This window comes from Rhodovibrio salinarum DSM 9154 (genome assembly GCF_000515255.1).
In the GTDB taxonomy this organism is placed as follows: Bacteria; Pseudomonadota; Alphaproteobacteria; order Kiloniellales; family Rhodovibrionaceae; genus Rhodovibrio; species Rhodovibrio salinarum.
This window is the reverse complement of the sequence record NZ_KI911559.1, coordinates 1,731,736-1,753,690: the sequence shown is the minus strand read 5'-3', so window position 1 is coordinate 1,753,690 and position 21,955 is coordinate 1,731,736. Positions and strand designations below refer to the sequence as shown.

The window sequence follows — 21,955 nt, the reverse complement described above, 5'->3', positions numbered from 1 at the left end:
GCCGGCCAGCCGTTATCGGCCGTGCGCCGCGTCCAACATCGCCACCACGTCGCTCGACCCGGCCGACCACTGCGCCCAATCCCGGGCGGTGAAGTGCCATTTGTTGCGGTGCGCCGGGTTGGCGCCGGCGCGCAGCAGGCGCGCCACCACCTCCCGGTGGCCGCGGGCGGCAGCCAGCATCAGCGGCGTGTTGTCCTGGGCGGAGCCCTTGTCGACCTGGGCCCCGCGTGCAAGCAGCAGATCGACCATCGCCTGATCCCCACGCCCGGCCGCACGCAGCAGCGCGGTGACGCCATAACGGTCGCCCACGTCCGGGAGCGCACCGGTGTCCAGGGCGGCGGACGCCGCCTCGGTGTCACCCGTTTCAGCCGCCTGCAGCAAATCGTCCTTGGCCGCCAAGTTTTGCGCTCCTTCGCGCCGTCTTCGGTTCGCCGCGCCGCCCCCAGCGACGGGCCCACCTTGTCCGTGCGATCGCCGCGCCGGTCAAGCAGACACCGCAACAAGCAGCCTTGAGCCCCGGCAACCGGCCCGATTACGATACCGGCTCGGGCGTGCGCGCAACTGCTAAGAGGTCCGGCCCTAGCGAACCGGGCCCAAAAGTATCGCCGGGGAGGCACCGCTATGGAAATTGACGTCCCGCGCACCCGTGCCGAAACGGAAGGCGTGAACCACGGCATCCATTTGAACGCCGCCGGGTCGGCCCTGATGCCACGCTGCGTGGTCGACGCCCAGATCCGCCACATCCACGACGAGGCGGCGCATGGTGGCTATGAGGCCTGCCAACACGCCGAAACCCAGATCGCGCGCACCTATGCCGCGCTCGGCGAGTTGCTGAACTGTGCACCAGAGCAGATCGCGCTGAGCGACAGCGCGACCACCAGCTGGCAACGCATCGTCCGCGCGTTCGCCTGGCAGCCGGGGGACCGGATCCTGACCGGGCAAGCGGAATATGTCTCCAACTACATCACCTTTCTCCAGCTGGCCCGCCACCAGGGGGTCGAGATCGTCGTCGTACCAGACGACTCGTTCGGCCAGATCGACGTCGACCGGCTCGACTCCCTGATCGATAGCCGGACACGGCTGGTCGCCCTGACCCACGTCCCGACCAACGGCGGCCTGGTCAATCCCGCGGCGGAGGTTGGGACGGTCACGCGGGCGAAAGGCGTTCCCTATCTGCTCGACGCCTGCCAATCGGCTGGACAGCTCGCCCTCGACGTGCAGGCGATCGGCTGCGACTTCCTGTCGGCCACGGGACGCAAATACCTACGCGGGCCGCGCGGCACCGGCTTTCTCTACATCCACCCCGACTGGATCGACCGGCTGGAGCCAGCTTCCCTCGACATTCGCTCGGCCACCTGGAGCGCACGGGATGCCTACACCCCCAGCCCGGGCGCGCGGAAATTCGAGACCTTCGAGTTCAACTATGCGGCGGTGATCGGGCTGGGCACGGCGGTGGACTACGCCCTGTCCTGGGGAATGCCGGCGATCCAGGGACGGATCGGCTGGCTTGCCAGCACGCTGCGTCGCCGGCTGGAGCGCATTCCGGGCGTAACGATCCGCGACCTGGGTCGGGAAACCTGCGGCATCTGCACCTTCACGCTCGAAGGACAGACAGCGCAAGCCGTCAAGACGGCGCTCGCGGACGCCCAGATCCAGGTCACGGTGAGCGAACGCGCCTCCACGCGCCTGGACATGGACCAGCGGGAACTTGACGCCGTCGTGCGCGCCAGCGTGCATTACTACAACACGGAGGACGAACTGGACCGGCTGTGCGCGGCCATCACCGAACTCGCCCCCGCCCCGGCAGCTTAAAGCCCAGCCGCCGCAGGGAGCCTCACTTTACCCGTAGGGCTTTAGCCGGTCTTGCGGATCCGCAAGGTATAGATTCCCTCAGCCTCCTGCGAGGCTTCCAGCGTATGGCCGGTGGTCTCGCAAAACGCTTCGAAATCGGCTGGGGCGCTGGGATCGGTCGCCTGCACCTCAAGCAGACCGCCCACCGGAACCTGCTTCATCGCCTTGCGCGCACGCAGGACGGGCAACGGGCACTTGAGGTCGCGCGCATCCAGGTGATGGGCTTCGCTCATGATGTCTAACCTTGCTCCTTGTCGTGAACGCGTGGCGGGAACGCGCTTCCAGACGGCGCGACGCTAAAGCCATCGCGTCGGTGCGGGAAATAGAGTATCAAGTGGACTTGATCATATACGTGTGAGCCAAAATACTGCAGCCATGCGCTACGAGGGAATGGAGCAGGCCGCCCGTGAGGCCAGCACCCTGTTGAAGGCAATGAGCAACGAACGTCGGTTGCTGATCCTGTGCCACCTGTCACGCGGGGAACGCTCGGTCGGGGAGCTGTGCGACTTGGTCGACATCAGTCAGTCCGCGTTGTCGCAGCATTTGGCCAAGCTGCGCGCCGACGGTCTGGTCGTGACCCGGCGGGAAGCACAAACAATCTACTATTCCCTGTGCGGGGAAGCGGTGCAGATCGTTCTGGACTCGCTCTATGGCCTATATTGCGAGGGCATGAGCGACGCCCCCGGCCCCCGCGCGCACGCCACGGTCGAATAACCAGCCATCCGCGCCGCCAACGCCTCCACTGCTTCAAGCGATCGTGATCCTGATTGACGGCAGCCGCCCTACGGCCACAGCGCGTGGAGGCGCAAGCTGTCCATGGGATCGTGTCATCGCATTTGAAGGAGCCCCGCCATGCGCCGGTTTGCGTTTTCCACCGCCCTTTTCCTGGTCATCGCGTGCACGGCAACGTCCAACGCGGGCGCCGCGGGGGACGGCATGATCGTGAAGAGGTCGCCCCACCCTGTCGGCGTCACGCTGGACAAGCTGGAATCGGTGCTGAAGCAGAACGGCATCCGCGTGTTTGCCCGGATCGACCACGCCGCCGGCGCCGAGCGTGTGGGCCTGGAGCTGCCGGCGACGCAGCTGCTGATCTTCGGCAACCCGAAACTCGGCACGCCCCTGATGCAGGCCGGGCCAACGGTCGCACTCGACTTGCCGATGAAAGCGCTGGCCTACGTCGACGCCGATGGCGCGGTGCGGCTGGTCTATAACGATCCGGCCTACCTTGCCGAACGTCACGGCATCACAGGGCAAGACGCCCTGATCGACAAAATGACCCGTGCGCTCGACAAGCTGACCGACGCGGCGACGCAGTCGCAGTAGCACCAACGCCGTGCGCAACCGCGCGAACGTCCGCTAGCGCTTCGAAGCGATGGCTGTCCAGGCAAGCGCCAGCCAACCGACCAGGAAGGCCCCGCCTCCCACGGGCACAACCGGGATCAGGAAGGTCCAGCCAAGCAATGCCGCGAGGTATAGACCGCCGGGAAACAGCAAGCCCCCAACCGCGAACCCTACGCCGGCAACGACAAGCGGCCGGACGATCCGCGCGCCCGCCAGCCCTTGCAAGAGCGCGACCCCGACCAAAGCCAAGGCATGCAACGCCTGATAACGCGCGCCCGTCTCGATCCATCCGAGTCGCATTGCATCCAGACTGCTTTCCAGCCCATGCGCAGCGAACGCACCGATGGCGACTGACAAAAATCCGTATACACCAGCGCATAACAGCCATGCCCTGGCGGTTTTGTTAACCGTTTCCCACATGTGGGGTGTTCTACCTAATCGTGACGAGCGGCGACAATTAATTAATTCACATTGGCTTCTTACCCTTCACCCCTCGGGCGAGTCTGTCACATCAAACACACTGTACGGGATACCTTGAAACCTATACCTTTGGAAGCGGATGTACACCATTTTACCAAGAATACTTGTTGATCTTGCACGCGAAAGGAAGGTAAACCGCACTTACCTAAATGCGGTTGCCCCTTTGGCAGGCAGCAGACCCGTCAGGTAACCGTGCAACACGGCAACAAAGCACGAGTATTGGGCCATGAGCGAAGCAACAATGAAACCGAACCCGGTCGATGTACATGTAGGACAGCGCCTCCGGCAGCGCCGAGTTCTTGTAGGATTAAGTCAAGAAAAGCTGGCCCGGATGGTCGGCATCACGTTCCAGCAGGTTCAGAAGTACGAGCGTGGCGCGAACCGGATCGTCGCCAGTCGCCTGTACGAACTGGCGCGCGTCCTTGACGTTCCGGTCAGCTATTTCTTCGACGACCTTTCCGCCAAGGCGGCCAACGACGTCGCCAACCAGAACATCGGCGCGCACGAGGCCACTCAGGACAGCACCGCCCACGACGTGATGGCGGAGCGTGAGACGCTAGAACTGGTGCGCGCGTACTACAGCATCGACGACGAGAAGGTGCGCCGCCGGGCGTTCGACCTTCTGCGCTCGCTGTCGAAGTCGTCGAGCGACGAATAGGCCTGAACCGCGGTCCCTCTGATATCTGAACTCCCAGGGACAGCGCGCACAAATGCAGCGCCCGTCATGGGACGCCCCTGAGGCGTCAGATGCCCCGGCACCGCGGTCCAGCCCGCGAAGACGGCGGCGATCGTTCCGTCGCTCTTGACGATTTGAACGACACACCTCGTCGGTGAGGGAAGACCGGCCGCTTAATGGCATTGGCGGCCGGTTTTGTGTCTGGGATTGTGTTGTTTGCAGTTATTACATGCACCGCCAAGGTGATCCCGGTTTTCCTCCACGTGTCGCAACGCCAGATTACCTGGCATGGCTCCCGCATCGTTCCGCTCGCATAAAGACTGGCTGGATCTGGACGACACGGCGTTGGCCGCAGCCCTCGATCGCGTCGCACGCGACGGCGCCGCCGCCGTCCCGGCCCTGTCCCGATCCGGTCGACATGAGCTTATTCAAGCGGCGACGGCGCTCGATTTCCGGACCGCCCGTCCGGTGGTCGGCGAAGGCGACCGCGCGGTCACGCAATGCTTCGAGATCGCGGACGAGGTCCCGGCCGCTAGTCCGCTGGGCACCCTCGCCGCCGAGCTGGCAGACCGCCTGAACGCTGCCCTCGCCCGGCCTGAAACGCCGAGTTGCCCGCCGATCGTCCTGAATGATCGAGTTGTCCAGCGCTACCCGGCAACCACGGTCGGGATCTCGCCGCACAAGGATCATGTCCGCTATGTGCATCTGGTGGTGAACCTGGTGCTGCAAGGCGCCGCGCCCTTCTACATCTGCCCGGCCCGCAGCTTCGATCACGCCCTGGAGATCACCGGGCAAGCAGGCGATGCCCTGCTGATGCGCGCGCCTGGTTTCGCCGGCAGCGATCACCGGCCGTTTCATGCGGTCGGTGCGGTAATGCAGGAACGCCTCGTACTCGGCCTGCGTCAGGATTCCCGGGCCTGAGCGCTGGCCTTTCCGGATCACCTCGCGCGGTGCTATATCCCCGCGCGCCCGCCATCACCGTCGTTTCCGCCAGATCATGCACACCGACGACTTCGATTTCGATCTGCCCAAGTCTTTCGTGGCGCAGCGGCCGATCAAGCCGCGCGACGCCGCGCGTCTGCTGGCGGTTGGCGAGGGGTTCCAGGACCTCGGCGTCCGTGACCTGCCGCAGTTGCTGCAGCCGGGCGATGTCGCCGTGTTCAACGATACCCGCGTGATCCCGACTCGTCTGTGGGGCACCCGCGGCCAGGCGCGGATCGAGGCCACGCTGCACAAGCCCGATCCAGAACGCGACGACACTTGGCACGCCTTCGCCCGCCCGGGCAAGCGCCTGCGCGTCGGCGACACCGTAACCTTCGCCGAAACCCTCAACGCAGCGGTGATCGACAAGCTGGAAGGCGGTGAGGTTGTGCTGCGGTTCGACCGTGGTGGGCACGATCTGCTCCAGATGCTCGAACAGATTGGCGGCATGCCATTGCCGCCCTACATCGACCGGCGCGACGGGCCAGACAGCACGGACTATCAGGACTACCAAACCGTCTTCGCCAACACCCCCGGCGCTGTTGCCGCCCCAACCGCCGGCCTGCACTTCACCGACCAACTATTGGCCAACCTGGACGCCCGCGGCGTCCAACGCGTCACCGTAACGCTGCACGTGGGCGCGGGGACCTTCCTGCCGGTCAAGACCGACGATCCGCGCCAGCATGCGATGCACGCGGAGTTCGGCGAAATCACGCCCGCAACCGCCGAGGCGATCAACCAGGCGCGCACGGCCGGCGGCCGGGCGGTGGCGATCGGCACGACGGCGCTGCGCCTGATGGAGACGGCGGCGGACGACAGCGGCACCGTGCATCCCTTCCGGGACGAAAGCGACATCTTCATTCTGCCCGGCTACCGCTTCAAGGCGACCGACCTGTTGTTCACCAACTTCCACCTGCCCCGCTCGACCCTGTTCATGCTGGCCTGCGCCTTCGCCGGGCGCCGGCGCATGCTGTCGGCCTACGAACACGCCAAACAGCAGGGCTACCGCTTCTTCTCCTACGGCGACGCCAGCCTGCTGCAGCGCCTGCCCGACATCGACGAGACGACGATATGACCGACTTCCGCTGGGACAAACTGGCGACCGACGGCATGAGCCGGCGTGGGCGCCTGCACACCGCCCATGGCCCCGTCGAGACGCCCGCCTTCATGCCGGTCGGCACGGCCGCGACCGTGAAGGCGATGGCGCCCTGGGACGTCGCCCAGACCGGCGCGCAGATGGTGCTGGGCAACACCTACCACCTGATGCTGCGTCCGGGCGCGGAGCGGGTCGCCAAGCTGGGCGGACTACACCGCTTCATGGCCTGGGACGGACCGATCCTGACCGACAGCGGCGGCTTCCAGGTGATGTCGCTGGCCCAACTGCGCCAGCTCGACGAGACCGGCGTCACCTTCAAGAGCCACATCGACGGCAGCACGCACGCGTTGAGCCCCGAACGCTCGGTCGAGATCCAGGACCTGCTGGACGCCGACGTCACCATGCAGCTCGACGAATGCCCACCCGCCGGCTGGCCGCACGACAAGGTCGCGGACTCGATGCGCCTGTCGCTGCGCTGGGCGGAGCGGTGCCAGCGCGCTTTCCGCGAACGCCCAGGCTACGGCCTGTTCGGCATCGTCCAGGGCGGCGTCTACGACGACCTACGCCGGGAAAGCGCGCGCGAGCTGAGCGCCATGGATCTGCCGGGTTACGCGGTCGGCGGGCTCGCGGTCGGCGAGGGCCAAGCGGAGACCTTCCGCGTACTGGAGGTCACCTGCCCCGAGCTGCCCGCGGACAAACCGCGCTACCTGATGGGCGTCGGCCGGCCGGATGACATCGTGGGCGCGGTGATGCGCGGGATCGACATGTTCGACTGCGTCCTGCCGACCCGCTCCGGGCGCACGGGACAGGCGTTCACCGCCCGCGGACCGATCAACCTGAAGAACGCCCGACACCGGGAGGATACCCGGCCGCTCGACCCCAATTGCGATTGCGCCACCTGCACAACCTTCAGCCGAGCTTATCTGCACCATCTGATCCGCTCGGAGGAGATGCTGGGGCCGATGCTGCTCAGCCGGCACAATGTGCACTACTACCAGGCGCTGATGGCCGGCCTGCGCGGCGCGATCGAACGTGGCGAACTTACCGAGCACGCTCAGGCGCTTGCCGAAGGCTGGCACGCAGGCGATATCCCGCCTATCGACGCTTAGGCCGAAACACCGAATAGACAAGAGCCATGACGGAAGAACGCTATCAGGGACTGAGCACACTCGGCCACGATCGGGCGATCCCGCGTTCGCCAGAGGAAGCTGAACTGGAAGTGGTCGACGATCCGCATCCGGACGAACTGTACCTGGTGCGCTTCACCGCGCCGGAGTTCACCTCGATCTGCCCGGTTACCGGCCAGCCGGATTTCGCGCATCTCGTGATCGACTACGCGCCAGACCAGAAGCTCGTGGAGAGCAAGTCACTGAAGCTGTTCCTGACAAGCTTCCGCAACCACGGTGCGTTCCACGAGGACTGTACACTCGCGATCGCCAAGCGAATCAAGGCCGCGATCCAGCCCCGCTGGCTGCGCATCGCCGGTTATTGGTACCCGCGCGGCGGCATTCCGATCGACGTCTTCTACCAGACCGACACGCCGCCTGGGGGCCTCTGGCTGCCGGATACCGGCGTCGCACCCTATCGCGGCCGGGGGTGAGGCCACCGGCGGGATCGTCATCAGGTCCGTGAATCGTTGTCGCGACTGTTGTCGTCAGGCTCGAACAGGCTCGTATTAATCGGGGCGATCGCGTAAGTGTCCTGTAAAACGCTGTGCAATCGAAGCACGATCTGCGTCAGCACCGCCGGGTCGAGATCAAGATCAGCCGTCAAAGCCTCATCGGTGATCCGACGAAAGGCCTCACCGTCGACCAAGCGCGCCTCGATCAAGGTTAAAATCAAGACCTGAATTAATAAAAGGGCCGCTTTGGCATCTGCATCGCCCTGTGATGAGTCATCCGTCATACGGCATCCTGGAAGGTCATGCGCCACCATCATCTTATACAAACTATATACGTGTGTTTTAGTCTTTGCACGATCTGTGACGCCCGGCTACGGTAGGTGTGATCATTTTCGACCACAAGGATCATTAACCACCAAATGAGGAACGGCCATGAAGCCGGGGGCCGAGGCACTTCATAATAAACTGTCCCTCTTTATTGATTTCGAAGACAATGATAACGAAGCTTTAGATAGTCTAATCGATGGCCCGCATCAGCAGATCCCCCGCGGCACCGACATTGTAACCGAAGGCGAGCCGCACCGACGCGGCCACGTCATCCTCGATGGTTGGGCCGCCTCGTATAAAACCTTACCGGATGGTCGTCGGCAGATTCTTTCGTTTCTAATGCCAGGCGATATCGTTGGACTATTTGCCCCGGTCTCCGCGGTTTGCACAGCCAGCGTGGCGACCTTGAACGATCTCGAAGTTGCAACTTTCATGCCTGAGGAAGTTGTCACGGTTACCAGCCGGTCGCCGCGTCTAGGTGTCGCGCTCGGCTGGGCCGCGGCGCGCGAGCATGAAATTCTGGCAGAACATTTGGTCAACGTGGGGCGCCGGTCGGCCGCCGAACGGGTCGCACACCTGTTCCTGGAATTCTGGGCGCGCCTGCGGGTTCGCGGTCTGACCAACGGCAAACGCTTCACGATCCCTGTGACCCAGACGATCATCGCGGACACGCTTGGCCTGTCCGTCGTGCATGTGAATCGGACACTGCGCCAGCTTTCCAATCAGGGCATCCTGGAAAGCAACCGCGACAAGGCGGTGATTGTCGACCTCGGGCGTCTGCAAGCGCTGGCCGGTTTCAGCGAGGATTTCCTGCTCAATCACTACGCCCCCCACACCCTGCGTCGCCGGGTCGAGGCGCTGGATCAGATGCTTGGCGGCGCGGGACGCAGCCTCGACGGGGACGGCCGGGACAAGACCAGCCAGCCCCAAGCCTAGCCCAGCCTCGGGGCGCTCAGTCCGGGGATTACGACGGGTCGTCGCGCGGAATCAGCCAGCCCCCCAGAATCTCCAGCCAGGCAGTGGCCCCCGCGCCGAACTGGCTGTCCTCCGCCACTGGAACGGTGAACGCCGCACCGCTGCTGTCATGCACCAAACGCAGCAGCAGATGGCCGCCGGCGTAGATGCGCCGGACTACCCGAACAGCCAGGCGGTCGTCACTGGGGGCGTCGTGGATCACAAGATCCCCCGGCCGGAGCATGACTTGGGCAGCTCCGTCATGGGGCGCCGCCGGCTCCGCACGCACCGTTACCGCTACGCCCAGTAGATCGACCTGACGTGTTTCCTGCATCTCGCCGCCGCGAACGAACACCGGGACGACGGTGCTGGCGCCGATGAAGCCGGCAACCGTGGGCGTAGCCGGCCGATGGTACAGCACATCGGGCCGCGCGACCTGCAACAACCGTCCACCGTCCATCACCGCGACCCGATCGGCAAGCGCCATCGCCTCCGCCTGATCGTGGGTGATATAGACCATCGTCTGGCCACTGCGACGATGGAAATCATGGAAGGTCTCCTGCATCGAAGCGCGCAGGTGCACGTCCAGGTTGGCAAGCGGCTCGTCGAGCAGAACGACATCCGGCTCCATCACCAGACAGCGCGCGAGCGCGACCCGCTGGCGCTGGCCACCGGACAGCGTGCCGGGCTGTCGCTCCCCAGCCCCCGCCAACCCGACGGTGTCCAGCGCCCGCTCGATCCGCTGGCGCGCTTCCGATCGGGGCACGCGGGCGACCTTGAGCGGGAAGCCCACGTTCTCAGCCACCGACATATGCGGCCACAAGGCATAGGACTGAAAGACGATACCGACGTTGCGGTCCTCAACCGAGGTGTGCGTATCCGGCCCGGCTACCTGCTGCCCGCCAATCGCGATCCGTCCGGCGTTGACCCGCTCGAACCCGGCAATCAAACGTAACAGCGTGGTCTTGCCGCAACCGGACGCCCCCAAGAGCGCCACCAGTTCACCGTCGGCGACCTTCAGGTTCGCGTCGTCGACCGCGCGCGTTCCATCGAAGTCCTTGGTGACGCCCTCCAGCTTCACTTCTGCCATGGCAGTGTTCCTCTCGGCAGGCGACCGGCGAGCAGGGTCAAGGCCAGCATGACCGCCACCGTGGCGGCCACGGCCAATACCGCCACCGCCGTCGCCTTGGTGGTGAAACCGCCGGATTCCAGGTTGTAAACCACAACGCCCAATGTCTCAGCGCCCGAGGACCAGAGCAGCGCCGACACGGTCAGCTCGTTGAGCGCCTGCATGAATACCAATAGCGCCCCGGCCGTCGCTGCGGGCGCCAGCAGCGGCAGCACGATCGACCACAGCCGGCGCAGGATGCCCGCACCGCACATGCGCGCGGCCTCCTCCAATGCCGGGTCGAGCTGATGGCAGCCTGCGATAATCGGCCGTAACTCCAGGGTCAGGAAGCGCGCGACGTAGGCGAACAGGATGATCCAGACGGTGTTGTAGATCGTGCCCCCGGTAAGCGGCAGCGGCTGGATGAAGATCAAGATCGCCGCCACCGCCAGGACCACCCCTGGCAACGCGTATGGCATCTCGGCGGCGACATTGAGTGCCCGTGCAAGCGGGTCGCGTTTCAGCACGAGAAAGTACGCGAGTACCACGCAAAGCGGCACCAGGATCAGCGCAGCGGCGGCGGACAAGCTCATGCTGTTGCGAAACGCCCGGGCGCTCGCGTCATGGTCGAACAAGATGAAACGGAAGTTGTCCAGCGTCGCCGTCTCGACAGTGAGCGGCACGCCATACCCGACGACCAGCGCGGTACACAGCATCGCCAAAAGCGGAATCACCAGAACCGCTAGTCCATAGCCCCAGGCCGCAGCCTCGATCCAGCCGCGCCAGCGGCCCAGCGCGAACGGCAGGCCGTCACCACCGCCACCGCTCAGACGGTAGTCCTTACGCGTGAGCATCCATCCCTGGACCGCGATCCCACTCCCCGCGATCACGCCAATCAGCACGGACAGGATCGCCACCTGCGACAGCACGTCGGGGCCGAAGGTCGCCAAGCGCTGGAAGATCAGGGTGGTCAGAACCTGATAGTTCGCCGGAATCCCCAAAAGGGCGGGAATGCCGAAATTGCCGATACAGGAAACGAAGGTCAGAGCCACGCCGGCAACCAAAGGCGGCATCATCACCGGCAGCACGATCCGCACCACCGTGGCCGGTGCCCGGGCGCCGGAGGCACGTGCCGCTTCAACGAGATCCCGGGGCAAGGCCCGTAGACCAGCGCGCAGCGACAGGAATACGAGCGGTGCGAAGTGCGTGCCCAGCAACAGCACGATACCGGCGCGTGAATAGAGCGGATTCGGGCTGCCGAGTGGCGGGGCCAATCCCAGAATCTTGAGCAGCACGCTGGACGGACCGAACACCTGCAACCAACTGAGCGCGGCGATCTGCGGGGGAATCATCAGCGGCAGCACGAAGGCGAACACCAGCGGCCCTTTGGCGCGGATGTCGCTCAGGGTGAACAGCAGCGCCGCCGCACTTCCGATCACGGTGGCAAGCAGCGTTCCGGCGATCCCGACTTCCAGGCTATGTCGGGTCGCCCGCCAGGTCGCGGAATCGCTCAGCACCTCGCGCAGCGGCTGCAACGACAGTCCGCCGCTCGGCCACACCGCCTCGACCAGCAGCCGCAGCATCGGCACGACCGACAGCAGCACGACGAGGCCGGCCGTCGCGTAGAGCAACGGCCGGCCTTCGCCAATCAACCGGGCCTTATGGAGAGTCATTCAGGGACGGCAGGAATCAGGGCTCAGGATGCGCCGAACAGCTCCTCGAAGCGCTTCAGGTCCTGCTCCATCGTCTCCAGGATCGCACCCGCATCCTTCTCCATCAGCGTGAGCTCGCGATCTTCCGGCAGCCAGTCCGGCATCTCGACACCGGACTTGGCGGGAATGTAGCCCTGGCTGGAGGCAAGCCCCTGCCCCTGTTTGGAGAGCAGGAAGTCGACGAACGCCCGGGCGGCCTCCTTGTTCTCGGCACTCTCCAGGATCGCCACCGGCTCCGACACCCAGGTCAGACCGCGCTCCGGGACCATGAAGTCGACCGGCGAGCCTTGCGCCTTGGCGTTGAAGGCCAGGAAGTCGACCACCATGCCGTAAGCCTTCTGGCCACTGGCTACCTGCTTCAGGGTGGTGCCGTTGCCGCGCACCGCCGCTACGTCGTTTTCAGCCAGCGCCTCGTAGTAGTCCCAGCCCAATCCATCGGCGCGGGTCAGGATGCCCATCGTGTTGACGGCCGCACCGGAATAGAGCGGCGATGGCATGATTACCTTGCCCTTGGCCCACGGCTCGGTCAGGTCTTCCCAGGTCTCCGGCGTGTGCTGAGCGGCGGTATTATAGATCAGGCCGGTGGTGATCAGCTTGGTGCCGAAGTAGGTCTTGTCGGCGTCGTAGGTCTTGGAATCGAAGCCTGAGAGATCGGCGCCCTGATAAGCCATCAGGTGGCCACCAGCCTTCAGCTTCTCCATGTTCACCACGTCGGCGATCAGCAGCACGTCCGGCTGCGGATTGCCGCCGGAGATCTCGCTCATCAGCTTGCCCATCACCTTGGTGGTGCCGGAGCGGAAGACCTCGACCTCGACGTCGGGATACTGCGCGTTGAACGCCTCGACCGTCTCGGCGGCGTCCTCGTTCGGCTGGGAGGTGTAGAGCGTCAGCGTGCCCGACTGGGCAGCCGCCCCGCCCGCCGAGACGGCGAAGGCGGTCAGCACGGTGGCGAACAGGCGGAAGCGCATGGCGGGAATCCTCGCGGGTTGCCTAAAGCGGATGGACACAACGGCCCGCAGCGCAGCAGCACGGACGCGCGCACAGGGCCAGCAGCGGGCCGCAAGCCTACGCAGGGGACCCGCCGGGACAACGACGGTCACGTTAAGCTCGCGCGACGGTTTTATGACACGCCATCCCACCATAACCGACCAGGCAAACGATGAGACCGGCGCATCACCTGGCTAGCTGTCGGCGGCCGGCAGGCTGAGCCGAGCAATCGCCCCGCCCTGTGGGCCGTTCTCCAATTCCAGCCGTCCCGCCATCCGCTCCGCAAGCATGCGGCTGAGCGGCAAGCCAAGACCAATACCTTCCTTACCGGCGGTCCTCGCATCGCCGCGATTGAACGGCTCGAACAGAGCATCAACGCGTTTTGGATCGACCCCGGGACCATCGTCGATGATCGACAGCTGCAGCAAGTCGCCGTCCCGCTGTATTTGCACCCCCACCGATCCCGCGCGGTCATTGTATTTCACCGCGTTGCTCAGCAAATTCACCAGGATCTGCCGGGTCCGCAACGGATCGGCGATCACCGGCATCGGCGTTTCGGGCAAGGCATCCGGCAATGTCACGCCAGCCTCCTGCGCAACCGGGCCGACCAGCGCAAGGCTGTCACAGAGCACCTTCGCCAGATCCAACTCCTCCGACGCTACTTTGAGTTCGCCAGCCTCCGCCTGCGCGGTCGCCAAAACGTCGCTGATCACCATCAGCAAGTGCTGACCGGCTAGCTCGATCTGCTCGACACGCTCCGCGTGAACATCAGGCAGGGGTGTCTTCGGGTCGTGCCGCATCATCTGCGCGAAGCCCATGACCGCGTTCAGCGGCGTGCGCAGTTCGTGGTTCATGTTGGCCAGAAAGGTCGACTTGGCTCGGCTCGCCCGCTCGGCCGCGGATCGCTCGCGCTGCAGGGTGGCATTACGCACCTGCAGCGAACTTTCCCGGCGCAGCGACGCAAGCAGATCGTTGAGCGCGCCCGAGAGACTAGCGAGTTCGCGGGGGCCCTGGATCGATGGCAGGCGTGTCTGCCGCCCCGCCCGGATACCGCGGGCCGCCGAGGCAAGCTTCAGAACTGGCGCGCCCATCCGATACCCCAGATACCAGCCGAGCAAGCCGGACAGCACCGCGGCCCCGGACGCGAAAGCGAGAGCGGTGCGCCAGGCCTGCCGCGCACGCGCGAACGCATGATCCGCCGGCTGCCAGGCCAGCACGTGCCACCCCAGACCCGCCTGACTCGTCTGAAGGCTGGCGACGATGTCCTCCCGGGCATTGGAATCGACGAGATGCCAGGGCTGCTCGCCGGGGGCGGCGGCCACCTCTCGCACAACGTTGCCGATCCGCGGGCCTGTTTCCCCTAGCACGGGTGGCGGCGCAGGGCTCAACAGCACCTCGCCCTCCTGACTCAGAATGGTAAACGCAACCTTGCTGGAAGCCTCCGTCGTGCTCAGCAGGCGTTGGCGGACCTCGCGCGCCCATTCCCAACTGATGTGGACGGCGATAACGCCGTGCAGATGACCCGTCTTTGGGTCCCGCACCGGCACGCCGACATCGATCAACCGCAACGGCTCCTGCCGACCCGGGTCTCCCAAATGGCGTTCCAGTAGCTTCGCCGGATGCAGTCCGCCCAGATACGCTGACCGCCTAGCTTCCTGGAAAACCGGGCGCTCGCGGATTGAACGGCCTTCCAACAAACCGTCCGTGGCGGCTACCACGGTGCCATCCGGTTGGGCATAGCCGACCCAAACGATCTCCGATGTCAGCCTCTGGAATTTGCTCAACGCCCTGCGAATCGTCGCCGGATCGAACGCGTCATGCAGGTGCAAACTCTCGGCCAGGATTTGGGTGCGGGCATCCAGATGGGCCAACTCATAGTCCAGGTTATGTGCCAGTTGCCGGGCCATCGTCGCGATGTCGCCGCCCGCATGTTCCCGCAAATCGCGCGAAACCCGGTCCCCCACGAGCGCGCCAAGACCAAGCGGCGCGATCAGCCCGAGCAAGGCAAACGCACTCGCCAGTCGGACCCGATAGCTCGTGCGACGAAGCATGCACCTGGCTCTGACCCACAAGCCTCCGCCCGTCCAGGCGCTTTTACGACTCACCTCCATCCCCTTCTTCATCCTAACTTCAAACGGTGGAGCAAGCTCATGGGCAGCAGAGGTTCTGCCCGCGATCTTGCCCTAGGCGTCTCCCCGGGATATCGGCCATGCTGAGAGCGATGACCGCAGCCGCCCAACAGCCACCGCACGACGCGAAATCGGCGATCCGCGCGAAAGCGCTGGAGATCGGCTTCGATGCCGTCGGCTTCGCCCCCGCAAGCCTGGACGGCACTGCGCGGGCCAATCTGCAGGCGTACGTTGACCTCGGCCACCACGGCGACATGGGCTGGCTGGCCGACACGGCCGACCGGCGCGGCCATCCGCAAAGTCTCTGGCCAGAAGCCCGTTCCGTGGTTGTGCTGGCTCAGAACTATGGTCCGACACACGACCCGCTGGCAGTCCTCGATCATCCGGAACGCGGCGCGATCAGCATCTACGCCCGAAACCGGGATTATCACGACCTGGTTAAGAAACGCCTGAAACGGCTCGCACGCTGGATGCATGAGGAGCTGGAGGGCGCTGTGAAAGTGTTTGTCGACACAGCACCGGTGATGGAAAAGCCGCTGGCAGCCGCCGCCGGGCTTGGCTGGCAGGGCAAGCACACCAACCTGCTCTCGCGCACCTGGGGCAACTGGCTGTTCCTGGGCGAAGTATTCACCACGCTCGCCCTCGAACCGGACGCGCCGGAAGCCGACCACTGCGGCAGCTGTCGGGCGTGCCTGGACGTTTGCCCGACGAACGCCTTCCCCGCGCCCTATCAACTCGATGCCCGGCGCTGCATCTCCTACCTGACGATCGAGCACAAGGGACCGATCCCGCGCGAGCTGCGCCCGCTGATCGGCAACCGGATCTACGGCTGCGACGACTGTCTGGCGATCTGTCCCTGGAACAAGTTCGCCCAACGCACCGATGAAGACGCCTTCTGGGGACGTCTGGAACTGACCGCTCCGCGCCTGCGCGACCTCGCCGACCTTGACGATGCCAGCTTCCGACAGGTCTTTACCGCCAGCCCGATCAAACGGACGGGGCGCGCGCGCTTCGTCCGCAACGTCCTGATCGCGATCGGCAATAGCGGGCTCGATGAGCTGAAAGAAACCGCGCGGGGCCTGCTGGACGACGAGTCCGAGCTCGTGCGCGGCGCCGCCGTCTGGGCGTTCGCCCGGTTAAGCGACCCAGACGATCTGAGGCATGAAGCCGGTCGACGTCTGGCGCTGGAGACGGATCCGGACGTTCGCGCGGAGTGGACAGCGGAACTACCGGCTTACTGAGAGCCCGCGGCGCCCACCGTCGCCGGATCGTCGGTCCAACAGCGGAAGGCCGCGCGGCTCGGCTGCAGCAGCGGACAGTCGCTTTGCAGGGTACTTGTCTGCAGCAACTCCAGCCGCGCCCCTTCCGGACACAGGCGCTTGGCGGCTTCACGCACTTGCTCCCTGCCGTTGAAGACCGACCCGTAGCAGACCGTAACTACCGGGTTCTGCGGTATCGTCGCCCAGGGGTTCTCGCCACTGCTCGGATCGGGCAAGCGGGTTTGTGGACCACTGGGGTCCTGCCCTTGGTTGGCTTGGGACTCGGCATCGAACTCGTCGAACATGTTGGCGGGCGTGGACGCCATCATGCCCCCACGATACGCGCGCCCTTCTCCCTTATCCCGCAGCGGCTGCCAGGGGCTGGACGCATCGAACGGCTGCGGCGCACAGCCGGCGAGCGCGAGGATCAGCGGGGCAGCGGTTAGAAGATATCGCACGACCGTCAGTCTCCAGGGAGTAGGAAGCAGTGGCCTCCGCCACGCCAATGGTCTAGCACGGGTAGACCGTCGGACGGGAGGGCGGAGATACGGCTCCCCCGAACCGCGGCGCCTGACCACCCCATTCATGCTATCCCGGTAGACGTCCTTGGTGTCCGACCTGCCCTCAGAAGTGGACCTTGCCATCGTTGGTGCCGGCGTCGCCGGCCTGGCCGCGGCCAAAACCGCACGTGCACGTGGCTTATCCGTCGCGGTGCTGGAAGCGCAGACACGAACCGGCGGACGCGCCTTCACCGACGCCTTGAACGCCGGCGATGGCAAAGCGCCGTTGCCCTGGGATCGCGGCTGCCACTGGCTGCATCAGGCGCGCGAGAATCCCTTCACGGAAATTGCCGACTCGCTCGGCTTCCGATACCGCAAAAGCGACTGCACGACGCGCATCTGGCTGGGCAACCGCTGGGCGGACAACACGGAACTCGCCGAACGCTGGGCCGCGGCCGAGCGGGCCGAGGCCGCCGTCGCGGCCGCCGCCCGCTCCGGCCACGACGTCGCGATGGCCGAGGTGATGCCCGATCTGGGCCGTTGGGACGGCATCCATCGCCAATTCCTACGGGCGATGACCGGCGAGGATCCGGCCGCAACCAGCGCCGTGGACGACCATCGCTACAAGGAAACCGATGACAACTGGCCCGTCGAGGCTGGTTTTGGCGCGCTGATCGCGGCCTGGGCCGCCGAACTGCCGGTCGCAACCGCCACACCGGTCCGCCGCCTTGACCGCACCGGGGCCGACCTGCGTCTGGAGACGGACCGCGGCATCCTGCAGGCCCGCACCGCAATCCTGACCCCCTCAACCAACGTGTTGCTGTCAGGCGACCTGCGTGTCGACCCGGCCTTGCCGGGCGATCTTCTGGACACGCTCGACGGCGTGCCGCTGGGCGCCGCCAACAAGGTAGCATTGGCCTTCGACCGCGACGTCTTCGGGTTGGACCACGCCTTGGTCGCCCATCAGCCGGACGCTCCACGGGGGTGCAACTTCCAGATTCGGCCGTTCGGACGCGATATGGCGGTCGCCTATACCGGCGGCCCGTTGGCGCGCGAGCTGGAACAAACGGACCCAGCTGAGATGACGGCTTTCGCCGTCGACCAGCTGGTCGCAATGTTCGGGTCGGACGTCCGCCGGCATCTCGTCTCCAGCGCAACCACCGCCTGGGGCCGCGATCCTTGGATCCGCGGTAGCTACACCGTCTGCCGACCAGGCCGGGCAGACGCGCGGGAGCGCCTGCTGCAGCCGGTGGAAGATCGGATCTGGCTGGCCGGCGAAGCCTGCTCGCTGAGCGCGTTCGGAACGGTGCGCGGCGCTTATGCCAGCGGCACCGAAGCGGCCCGACAAGCAGCCGCGTCCCTGAGCCGCGCAAACGGCGCCTGAAGCCCTCCCCTTCGTATCCATATGCACATGAGCGCACAGAACCAAGGGGCCAGCTACGCATGAACGAGGACGCCCGCGTTGCCGCGATCACCGGAGGAGCCCAAGGGATCGGCAAGGCCATCGCCCTGCGGCTGCTGCACGACGGCTGGTCGGTGATCCTGCTTGACGCCAACGACGCGGCGCTGGCGGCGGCGGAAAAAGACCTACGGGCCTTTGGCACAGTGACCGCGATCACTGCAGACGTCGGCGACGCCGAACAACTTACCCGCGCGTTCGATCGCATCGCAGAGACCACGCCGACCGGCCTGAACGCCCTGGTCAACGTCGCCGGCATCATGGTGTCAGCGCCTCCGGAAGAGTTGACACTCGCGGACTGGAACCGAGTGATCGCAGTCAATCTGACCGGCGCCTTCCTGGCCGCCCGCCTGGCCGCACCGTTGCTGCGGCGGCGCGGTGGGGCGATCGTCAACATCGCCTCCACCCGCGCGGCGATGTCGGAAGCACACACCGAGGCCTACAGCGCGTCCAAGGGCGGGCTGGTCGCCCTGACCCACGCTTTGGCCATCTCGCTGGGCCCAGACGTGCGGGTCAACGCGGTCTCGCCCGGTTGGATCGACGTCAGCCGCTGGGGCAGCCCGACAGACGCACGGACGCCGGAGGACCTCACCACCGAGGACCACGCGCAGCATCCGGTCGGACGGGTCGGCCGGCCGGAGGATATCGCCGCCCTCGCCGTCTGGCTGGCCGGACCGGACGCCGGCTTCGTCACCGGCCAGGAGTTCACGGTCGACGGCGGCATGACGCGCAAGATGATCTACGCCTGAAGCCGTGGAGGCAATCCTGGCATCCACGCTCTGCGGACACACATTTGCGGCGTAGAGCGCAAGCCAGTTGGTTGCCTGCCAAATTTAACGCCCCTTTAAGGCAACTTGCTTTAGTGGGGTTGGTTGCATTCATGCGGGGATAGCAGTGGTATGAGCAACAGGTCAGGCGACATGGGGTCGTCGCTGAGCTGGACAAAGGTCGGCGACCAGGAACTGGTGGCCATTTTGAAGGCCCATAAACTCTTCCTCTCGCGCAAGCCCGGGGGCCGCCGGGCCATGCTCGCGTTTTACGACCTGTCCAACCGTGACCTCTCCGGCGTCGATCTGTCCGAGGCGGATATGACCGGTGCCCGTTTGCACCGCTGCCGCCTCAACAAGACAGGGCTGCGGGGCGCGAACCTGTTCGGGGCCGACCTCCGGATGAGCAGTCTGGTCAAGGCCAACTTGACCCGAGTTGACCTGCGCGGCGCTTGCCTGCGCGGGGTCGATATGTCCGACGCCACGGTGGTCGACGCCGATATCCGCGAGGCCCAGCTCGCCCGGTGTGATGCCCGGGGCGACCCGCAGAATCTGCAGTTCGACAGCATGCCGGCCGAACTATCGGCGATCATCGCCCGACGTGCCAACCTGACGCGCGCGCAGTTGTCCAATGCGCTGGTTCTGCAAACCGACTTTTCAGATGCCCGGCTCCACAATACCAACTTCCGCAACGCCGACCTGCGCAACAGCGTGCTGGTCGGCGCCTCGATGGACGGCAGCGACCTGTCATGCGCCAACCTGTCCGGCTGCTCGATGACCGGGGTCACTCTGGCCGGCGCGCGGATCAAGGGCGCACGTTTCGAAGGGACCGACCTGCGCGGGGCCGTCCTGGACGACAACATGGGCGATGCACCGGAGCTTCTCGGGGCCGTGCGTGCCCGCTCGGCAAAGCACATCCTGCGCAACCTCGACAACTTGTTGGAGGAGCATAAGCGCTGGGTCGACAGTTCCGCACGCGAGGGCACGCGGCTCGACCTCAACGAGCTCGACCTGACGGGTTTGATTCGCCCCGGAATCAAACTCCCCGCGGCCATGATGGAGCGGACCTCGTTGCGCGCGGCGAAACTCGACAAGAGCGAATTCGCCATGGCGCAAATGGCCTTCGCCGACCTGCGCGAGACGGTCCTGACTGGCGCGGACCTGCGCGGCGCCAACATGCACCATAGCATCCTGCGAAGGGCGGATCTGTCGGGTGCCAACCTGGGTCCGGTCGAGGATGTTGGACGCGCCAACCAAGTTTGGCCGGTCAACTTGGAGTACGCCAAACTGTCGGAAGCGACCCTCTCTGGCGCATGCCTCGTCAGCGCACGGCTCGCGATGGCGGACCTGAGCGACTGCGATCTGTCGGGCGCCGACCTGACGGGCGCGGATTTGACCGGTGCGTGCCTGGATGGCGCGAACCTGAAAAACGCTAAACTCGATCAGCCACTTAAGTAATTAGACTGGTAGATCCGTCCAGTCGCCGACCTTCGGGTCGGCGCGGGTTGCATGCTTGAGACGGGCTGAGCGTTAACCGCACGTTTTGCGACATCCGCAGCACCTCAACCTCGCGCAAAGCACAATCCTGTCACAAAAGCCGCTTTGGATACCTATTTTTTGGTATCCGCGCCTGACCCGATTCTCGGCCCGCGTTCGTGGTGTCGTAGATGCAGTTGTCACAGGCATTCACTCACGGCGATTCCACCTACTTACGACGTTCACTTAAGACGTACCGCCAATCGTGGAGGTCGCAGCGCCCGACCTTACCTTTGTGGTGTGCTACGCTACCTCTGGATCGTCCTGCGATTCAGGACTCCACATTGACCAAATTTGGCTTAAATGTGTCACAATTGGCCATCGACGGATGGGTTCTGGAGGGGGCACCTGCCATCCGGACGATCGGCGAAACAAAACGGTCGCGCCAGCGAGGCCGCGGCCGCTTCGTTTTTTGGAGGGACACGGCGATGACGACAGAGATGGGGATCGCCGCACCAACCAGGGCGGCGCGCAGGCGTCGATTGCCTGGTCTGGTCGCTCTGGGGCTACTCGGGGGCGTTGCGGCATTCGTCGCGCCGCACCTCGCGGCAGCGAACGATGCAGATGCGCCTACACGTCCCGGCAGCATCGACGTCCGTCAACAGATCCAGTGCCTAGCCAAGACGATCTATTTCGAAGCCCGCGGCGAACCGGACGCCGGTAAACTGGCGGTCGGCCACGTCGTGATGAACCGGGTCGCCTCTGACGACTATCCCGATACTGTCTGCGAGGTCATGCAGCAAGGCGGTGAGGACAACCTGCACCGTTGCCAGTTTTCGTTCTACTGCGACGGACGCAGCGACGACCCGGAGGACAAGGCCGCCTGGCGTCACAGCCAGGCATTGGCCCGTGCGGTGTTCTGGGACTTCTCGCCCGACCCCACAGGCGGCGCACGCTGGTACCACGCCGACTATGTCTCGCCGGACTGGCGTAACCAGTTCGACAAGGGCCCGGTGATCGGCCAGCACGTGTTCTACTTGGCCCCGGGCGACCACGAGTCGGAAACGGACACGGATGCCGGATCACCGCAACAGGTGGCCGAGCGCCCGGAACCGGAACAGGATAAGCTGGCAGGGGCCACCAACGAAACGTCGCCCTCCAGCCCGTAACACGGGCGGTCGGACGCCATACCGATGTAGACCCAGCCCATGCTGGACTGACGTGAGAATCA

The 21,955-nt window shown here is 65.3% G+C and carries 23 protein-coding genes; 14 read left to right on the top strand and 9 right to left on the bottom strand.

The genetic code is table 11. From position 1 onward, the window contains the following. Positions 1–12: 12 nt before the first annotated feature. Positions 13–399 carry an ankyrin repeat domain-containing protein gene (locus RHOSA_RS21295; RefSeq protein WP_051431945.1) on the bottom strand — a complete coding sequence of 129 codons (387 nt, stop codon included), beginning with the start codon at positions 397–399 and terminating at the stop codon, positions 13–15. 222 nt (positions 400–621) lie between these two features. Between RHOSA_RS21295 and RHOSA_RS0108160 the strand changes: the two genes are divergently transcribed. Then, positions 622–1,812, top strand: a complete 1,191-nt coding sequence (locus RHOSA_RS0108160; protein WP_027288285.1) for an aminotransferase class V-fold PLP-dependent enzyme — start codon at positions 622–624, stop codon at positions 1,810–1,812. Positions 1,813–1,853: 41 nt separating this feature from the next. On the opposite strand, the gene RHOSA_RS0108155 is transcribed toward RHOSA_RS0108160, so the two are convergent. Next, positions 1,854–2,084, bottom strand: coding sequence for a sulfurtransferase TusA family protein (locus RHOSA_RS0108155; protein WP_027288284.1), 231 nt, complete (start codon positions 2,082–2,084; stop codon positions 1,854–1,856). A gap of 142 nt (positions 2,085–2,226) precedes the next feature. Between RHOSA_RS0108155 and RHOSA_RS0108150 the strand changes: the two genes are divergently transcribed. After that, complete coding sequence (locus tag RHOSA_RS0108150; protein ID WP_027288283.1) at positions 2,227–2,565, top strand: ArsR/SmtB family transcription factor; 339 nt, start codon at positions 2,227–2,229, stop codon at positions 2,563–2,565. Between the two features lie 138 nt (positions 2,566–2,703). Continuing rightward, positions 2,704–3,174: a DUF302 domain-containing protein gene (locus RHOSA_RS0108145; RefSeq protein ID WP_037255933.1), complete on the top strand. Its 471-nt coding sequence runs from the start codon at positions 2,704–2,706 to the stop codon at positions 3,172–3,174. 33 nt (positions 3,175–3,207) lie between these two features. On the opposite strand, the gene RHOSA_RS0108140 is transcribed toward RHOSA_RS0108145, so the two are convergent. After that, complete coding sequence (locus RHOSA_RS0108140; RefSeq protein ID WP_037255930.1) at positions 3,208–3,612, bottom strand: DUF423 domain-containing protein; 405 nt, start codon at positions 3,610–3,612, stop codon at positions 3,208–3,210. A 286-nt stretch (positions 3,613–3,898) separates the two neighbouring features. Here RHOSA_RS0108140 and RHOSA_RS21290 point away from each other — a divergent pair, with 286 nt between their 5' ends. The 5 genes from RHOSA_RS21290 (at position 3,899) to queF (ending at position 8,025) form a co-directional block, all read left to right on the top strand. Beyond that, complete coding sequence (locus RHOSA_RS21290; RefSeq protein ID WP_037255928.1) at positions 3,899–4,330, top strand: helix-turn-helix domain-containing protein; 432 nt, start codon at positions 3,899–3,901, stop codon at positions 4,328–4,330. Between the two features lie 306 nt (positions 4,331–4,636). Then, positions 4,637–5,269, top strand: coding sequence for a hypothetical protein (locus RHOSA_RS24115; protein ID WP_051431944.1), 633 nt, complete (start codon positions 4,637–4,639; stop codon positions 5,267–5,269). 76 nt (positions 5,270–5,345) lie between these two features. Next, positions 5,346–6,404 carry a tRNA preQ1(34) S-adenosylmethionine ribosyltransferase-isomerase QueA gene (gene queA / locus RHOSA_RS0108125; protein WP_027288280.1) on the top strand — a complete coding sequence of 353 codons (1,059 nt, stop codon included), beginning with the start codon at positions 5,346–5,348 and terminating at the stop codon, positions 6,402–6,404. Next, entirely contained in the window at positions 6,401–7,534 is a 1,134-nt protein-coding gene (tgt, locus tag RHOSA_RS0108120; RefSeq protein WP_027288279.1) for a tRNA guanosine(34) transglycosylase Tgt, read from the top strand. The genes queA and tgt overlap by 4 nt, the downstream gene beginning before the upstream one ends. 26 nt (positions 7,535–7,560) lie before the next feature. After that, on the top strand, positions 7,561–8,025 hold the full coding sequence (queF, locus tag RHOSA_RS0108115; protein ID WP_027288278.1) for a preQ(1) synthase: 465 nt from the start codon (positions 7,561–7,563) through the stop codon (positions 8,023–8,025). A gap of 20 nt (positions 8,026–8,045) precedes the next feature. Here queF and RHOSA_RS0108110 read toward each other — a convergent pair whose 3' ends face one another. Beyond that, positions 8,046–8,330: a hypothetical protein gene (locus RHOSA_RS0108110; protein ID WP_027288277.1), complete on the bottom strand. Its 285-nt coding sequence runs from the start codon at positions 8,328–8,330 to the stop codon at positions 8,046–8,048. A gap of 148 nt (positions 8,331–8,478) precedes the next feature. On the opposite strand from RHOSA_RS0108110, the gene RHOSA_RS21280 reads away from it, so the two are divergent. Beyond that, positions 8,479–9,309, top strand: coding sequence for a Crp/Fnr family transcriptional regulator (locus RHOSA_RS21280; protein WP_051431943.1), 831 nt, complete (start codon positions 8,479–8,481; stop codon positions 9,307–9,309). A gap of 28 nt (positions 9,310–9,337) precedes the next feature. On the opposite strand, the gene RHOSA_RS0108100 is transcribed toward RHOSA_RS21280, so the two are convergent. From RHOSA_RS0108100 to RHOSA_RS0108085, 4 genes are all read right to left on the bottom strand, one after another. Continuing rightward, a complete protein-coding gene (locus tag RHOSA_RS0108100; RefSeq protein ID WP_027288276.1) occupies positions 9,338–10,417 on the bottom strand; it encodes an ABC transporter ATP-binding protein in 1,080 nt (359 codons plus the stop codon). Next, positions 10,405–12,108 carry an ABC transporter permease gene (locus tag RHOSA_RS0108095; RefSeq protein WP_027288275.1) on the bottom strand — a complete coding sequence of 568 codons (1,704 nt, stop codon included), beginning with the start codon at positions 12,106–12,108 and terminating at the stop codon, positions 10,405–10,407. The genes RHOSA_RS0108100 and RHOSA_RS0108095 overlap by 13 nt, the downstream gene beginning before the upstream one ends. Positions 12,109–12,131: 23 nt before the next feature. Next, positions 12,132–13,115 carry an ABC transporter substrate-binding protein gene (locus tag RHOSA_RS0108090; RefSeq protein WP_037255923.1) on the bottom strand — a complete coding sequence of 328 codons (984 nt, stop codon included), beginning with the start codon at positions 13,113–13,115 and terminating at the stop codon, positions 12,132–12,134. A gap of 213 nt (positions 13,116–13,328) precedes the next feature. Then, a complete protein-coding gene (locus RHOSA_RS0108085) occupies positions 13,329–15,185 on the bottom strand; it encodes a sensor histidine kinase (protein WP_169816616.1) in 1,857 nt (618 codons plus the stop codon). Between the two features lie 158 nt (positions 15,186–15,343). Here RHOSA_RS0108085 and queG point away from each other — a divergent pair, with 158 nt between their 5' ends. After that, positions 15,344–16,504, top strand: a complete 1,161-nt coding sequence (gene queG, locus RHOSA_RS0108080) for a tRNA epoxyqueuosine(34) reductase QueG (RefSeq protein ID WP_242468763.1) — start codon at positions 15,344–15,346, stop codon at positions 16,502–16,504. Here the strand turns inward: queG and RHOSA_RS0108075 are convergent. Then, positions 16,498–16,980: a hypothetical protein gene (locus tag RHOSA_RS0108075; protein WP_156092616.1), complete on the bottom strand. Its 483-nt coding sequence runs from the start codon at positions 16,978–16,980 to the stop codon at positions 16,498–16,500. The genes queG and RHOSA_RS0108075 overlap by 7 nt on opposite strands. Before the next feature lie 151 nt (positions 16,981–17,131). Here RHOSA_RS0108075 and RHOSA_RS0108070 point away from each other — a divergent pair, with 151 nt between their 5' ends. The 4 genes from RHOSA_RS0108070 to RHOSA_RS24675 all read left to right on the top strand — a co-directional run bounded on the left by RHOSA_RS0108070 (position 17,132) and on the right by RHOSA_RS24675 (position 21,893). Next, complete coding sequence (locus tag RHOSA_RS0108070) at positions 17,132–18,406, top strand: flavin monoamine oxidase family protein (protein ID WP_037255920.1); 1,275 nt, start codon at positions 17,132–17,134, stop codon at positions 18,404–18,406. Between the two features lie 59 nt (positions 18,407–18,465). After that, on the top strand, positions 18,466–19,230 hold the full coding sequence (locus RHOSA_RS0108065; RefSeq protein ID WP_027288269.1) for an SDR family oxidoreductase: 765 nt from the start codon (positions 18,466–18,468) through the stop codon (positions 19,228–19,230). A 150-nt stretch (positions 19,231–19,380) separates the two neighbouring features. Beyond that, positions 19,381–20,706, top strand: coding sequence for a pentapeptide repeat-containing protein (locus tag RHOSA_RS0108060; RefSeq protein WP_027288268.1), 1,326 nt, complete (start codon positions 19,381–19,383; stop codon positions 20,704–20,706). Positions 20,707–21,212: 506 nt separating this feature from the next. Further along, positions 21,213–21,893 carry a cell wall hydrolase gene (locus RHOSA_RS24675; protein ID WP_169816615.1) on the top strand — a complete coding sequence of 227 codons (681 nt, stop codon included), beginning with the start codon at positions 21,213–21,215 and terminating at the stop codon, positions 21,891–21,893. Positions 21,894–21,955: the final 62 nt, after the last annotated feature.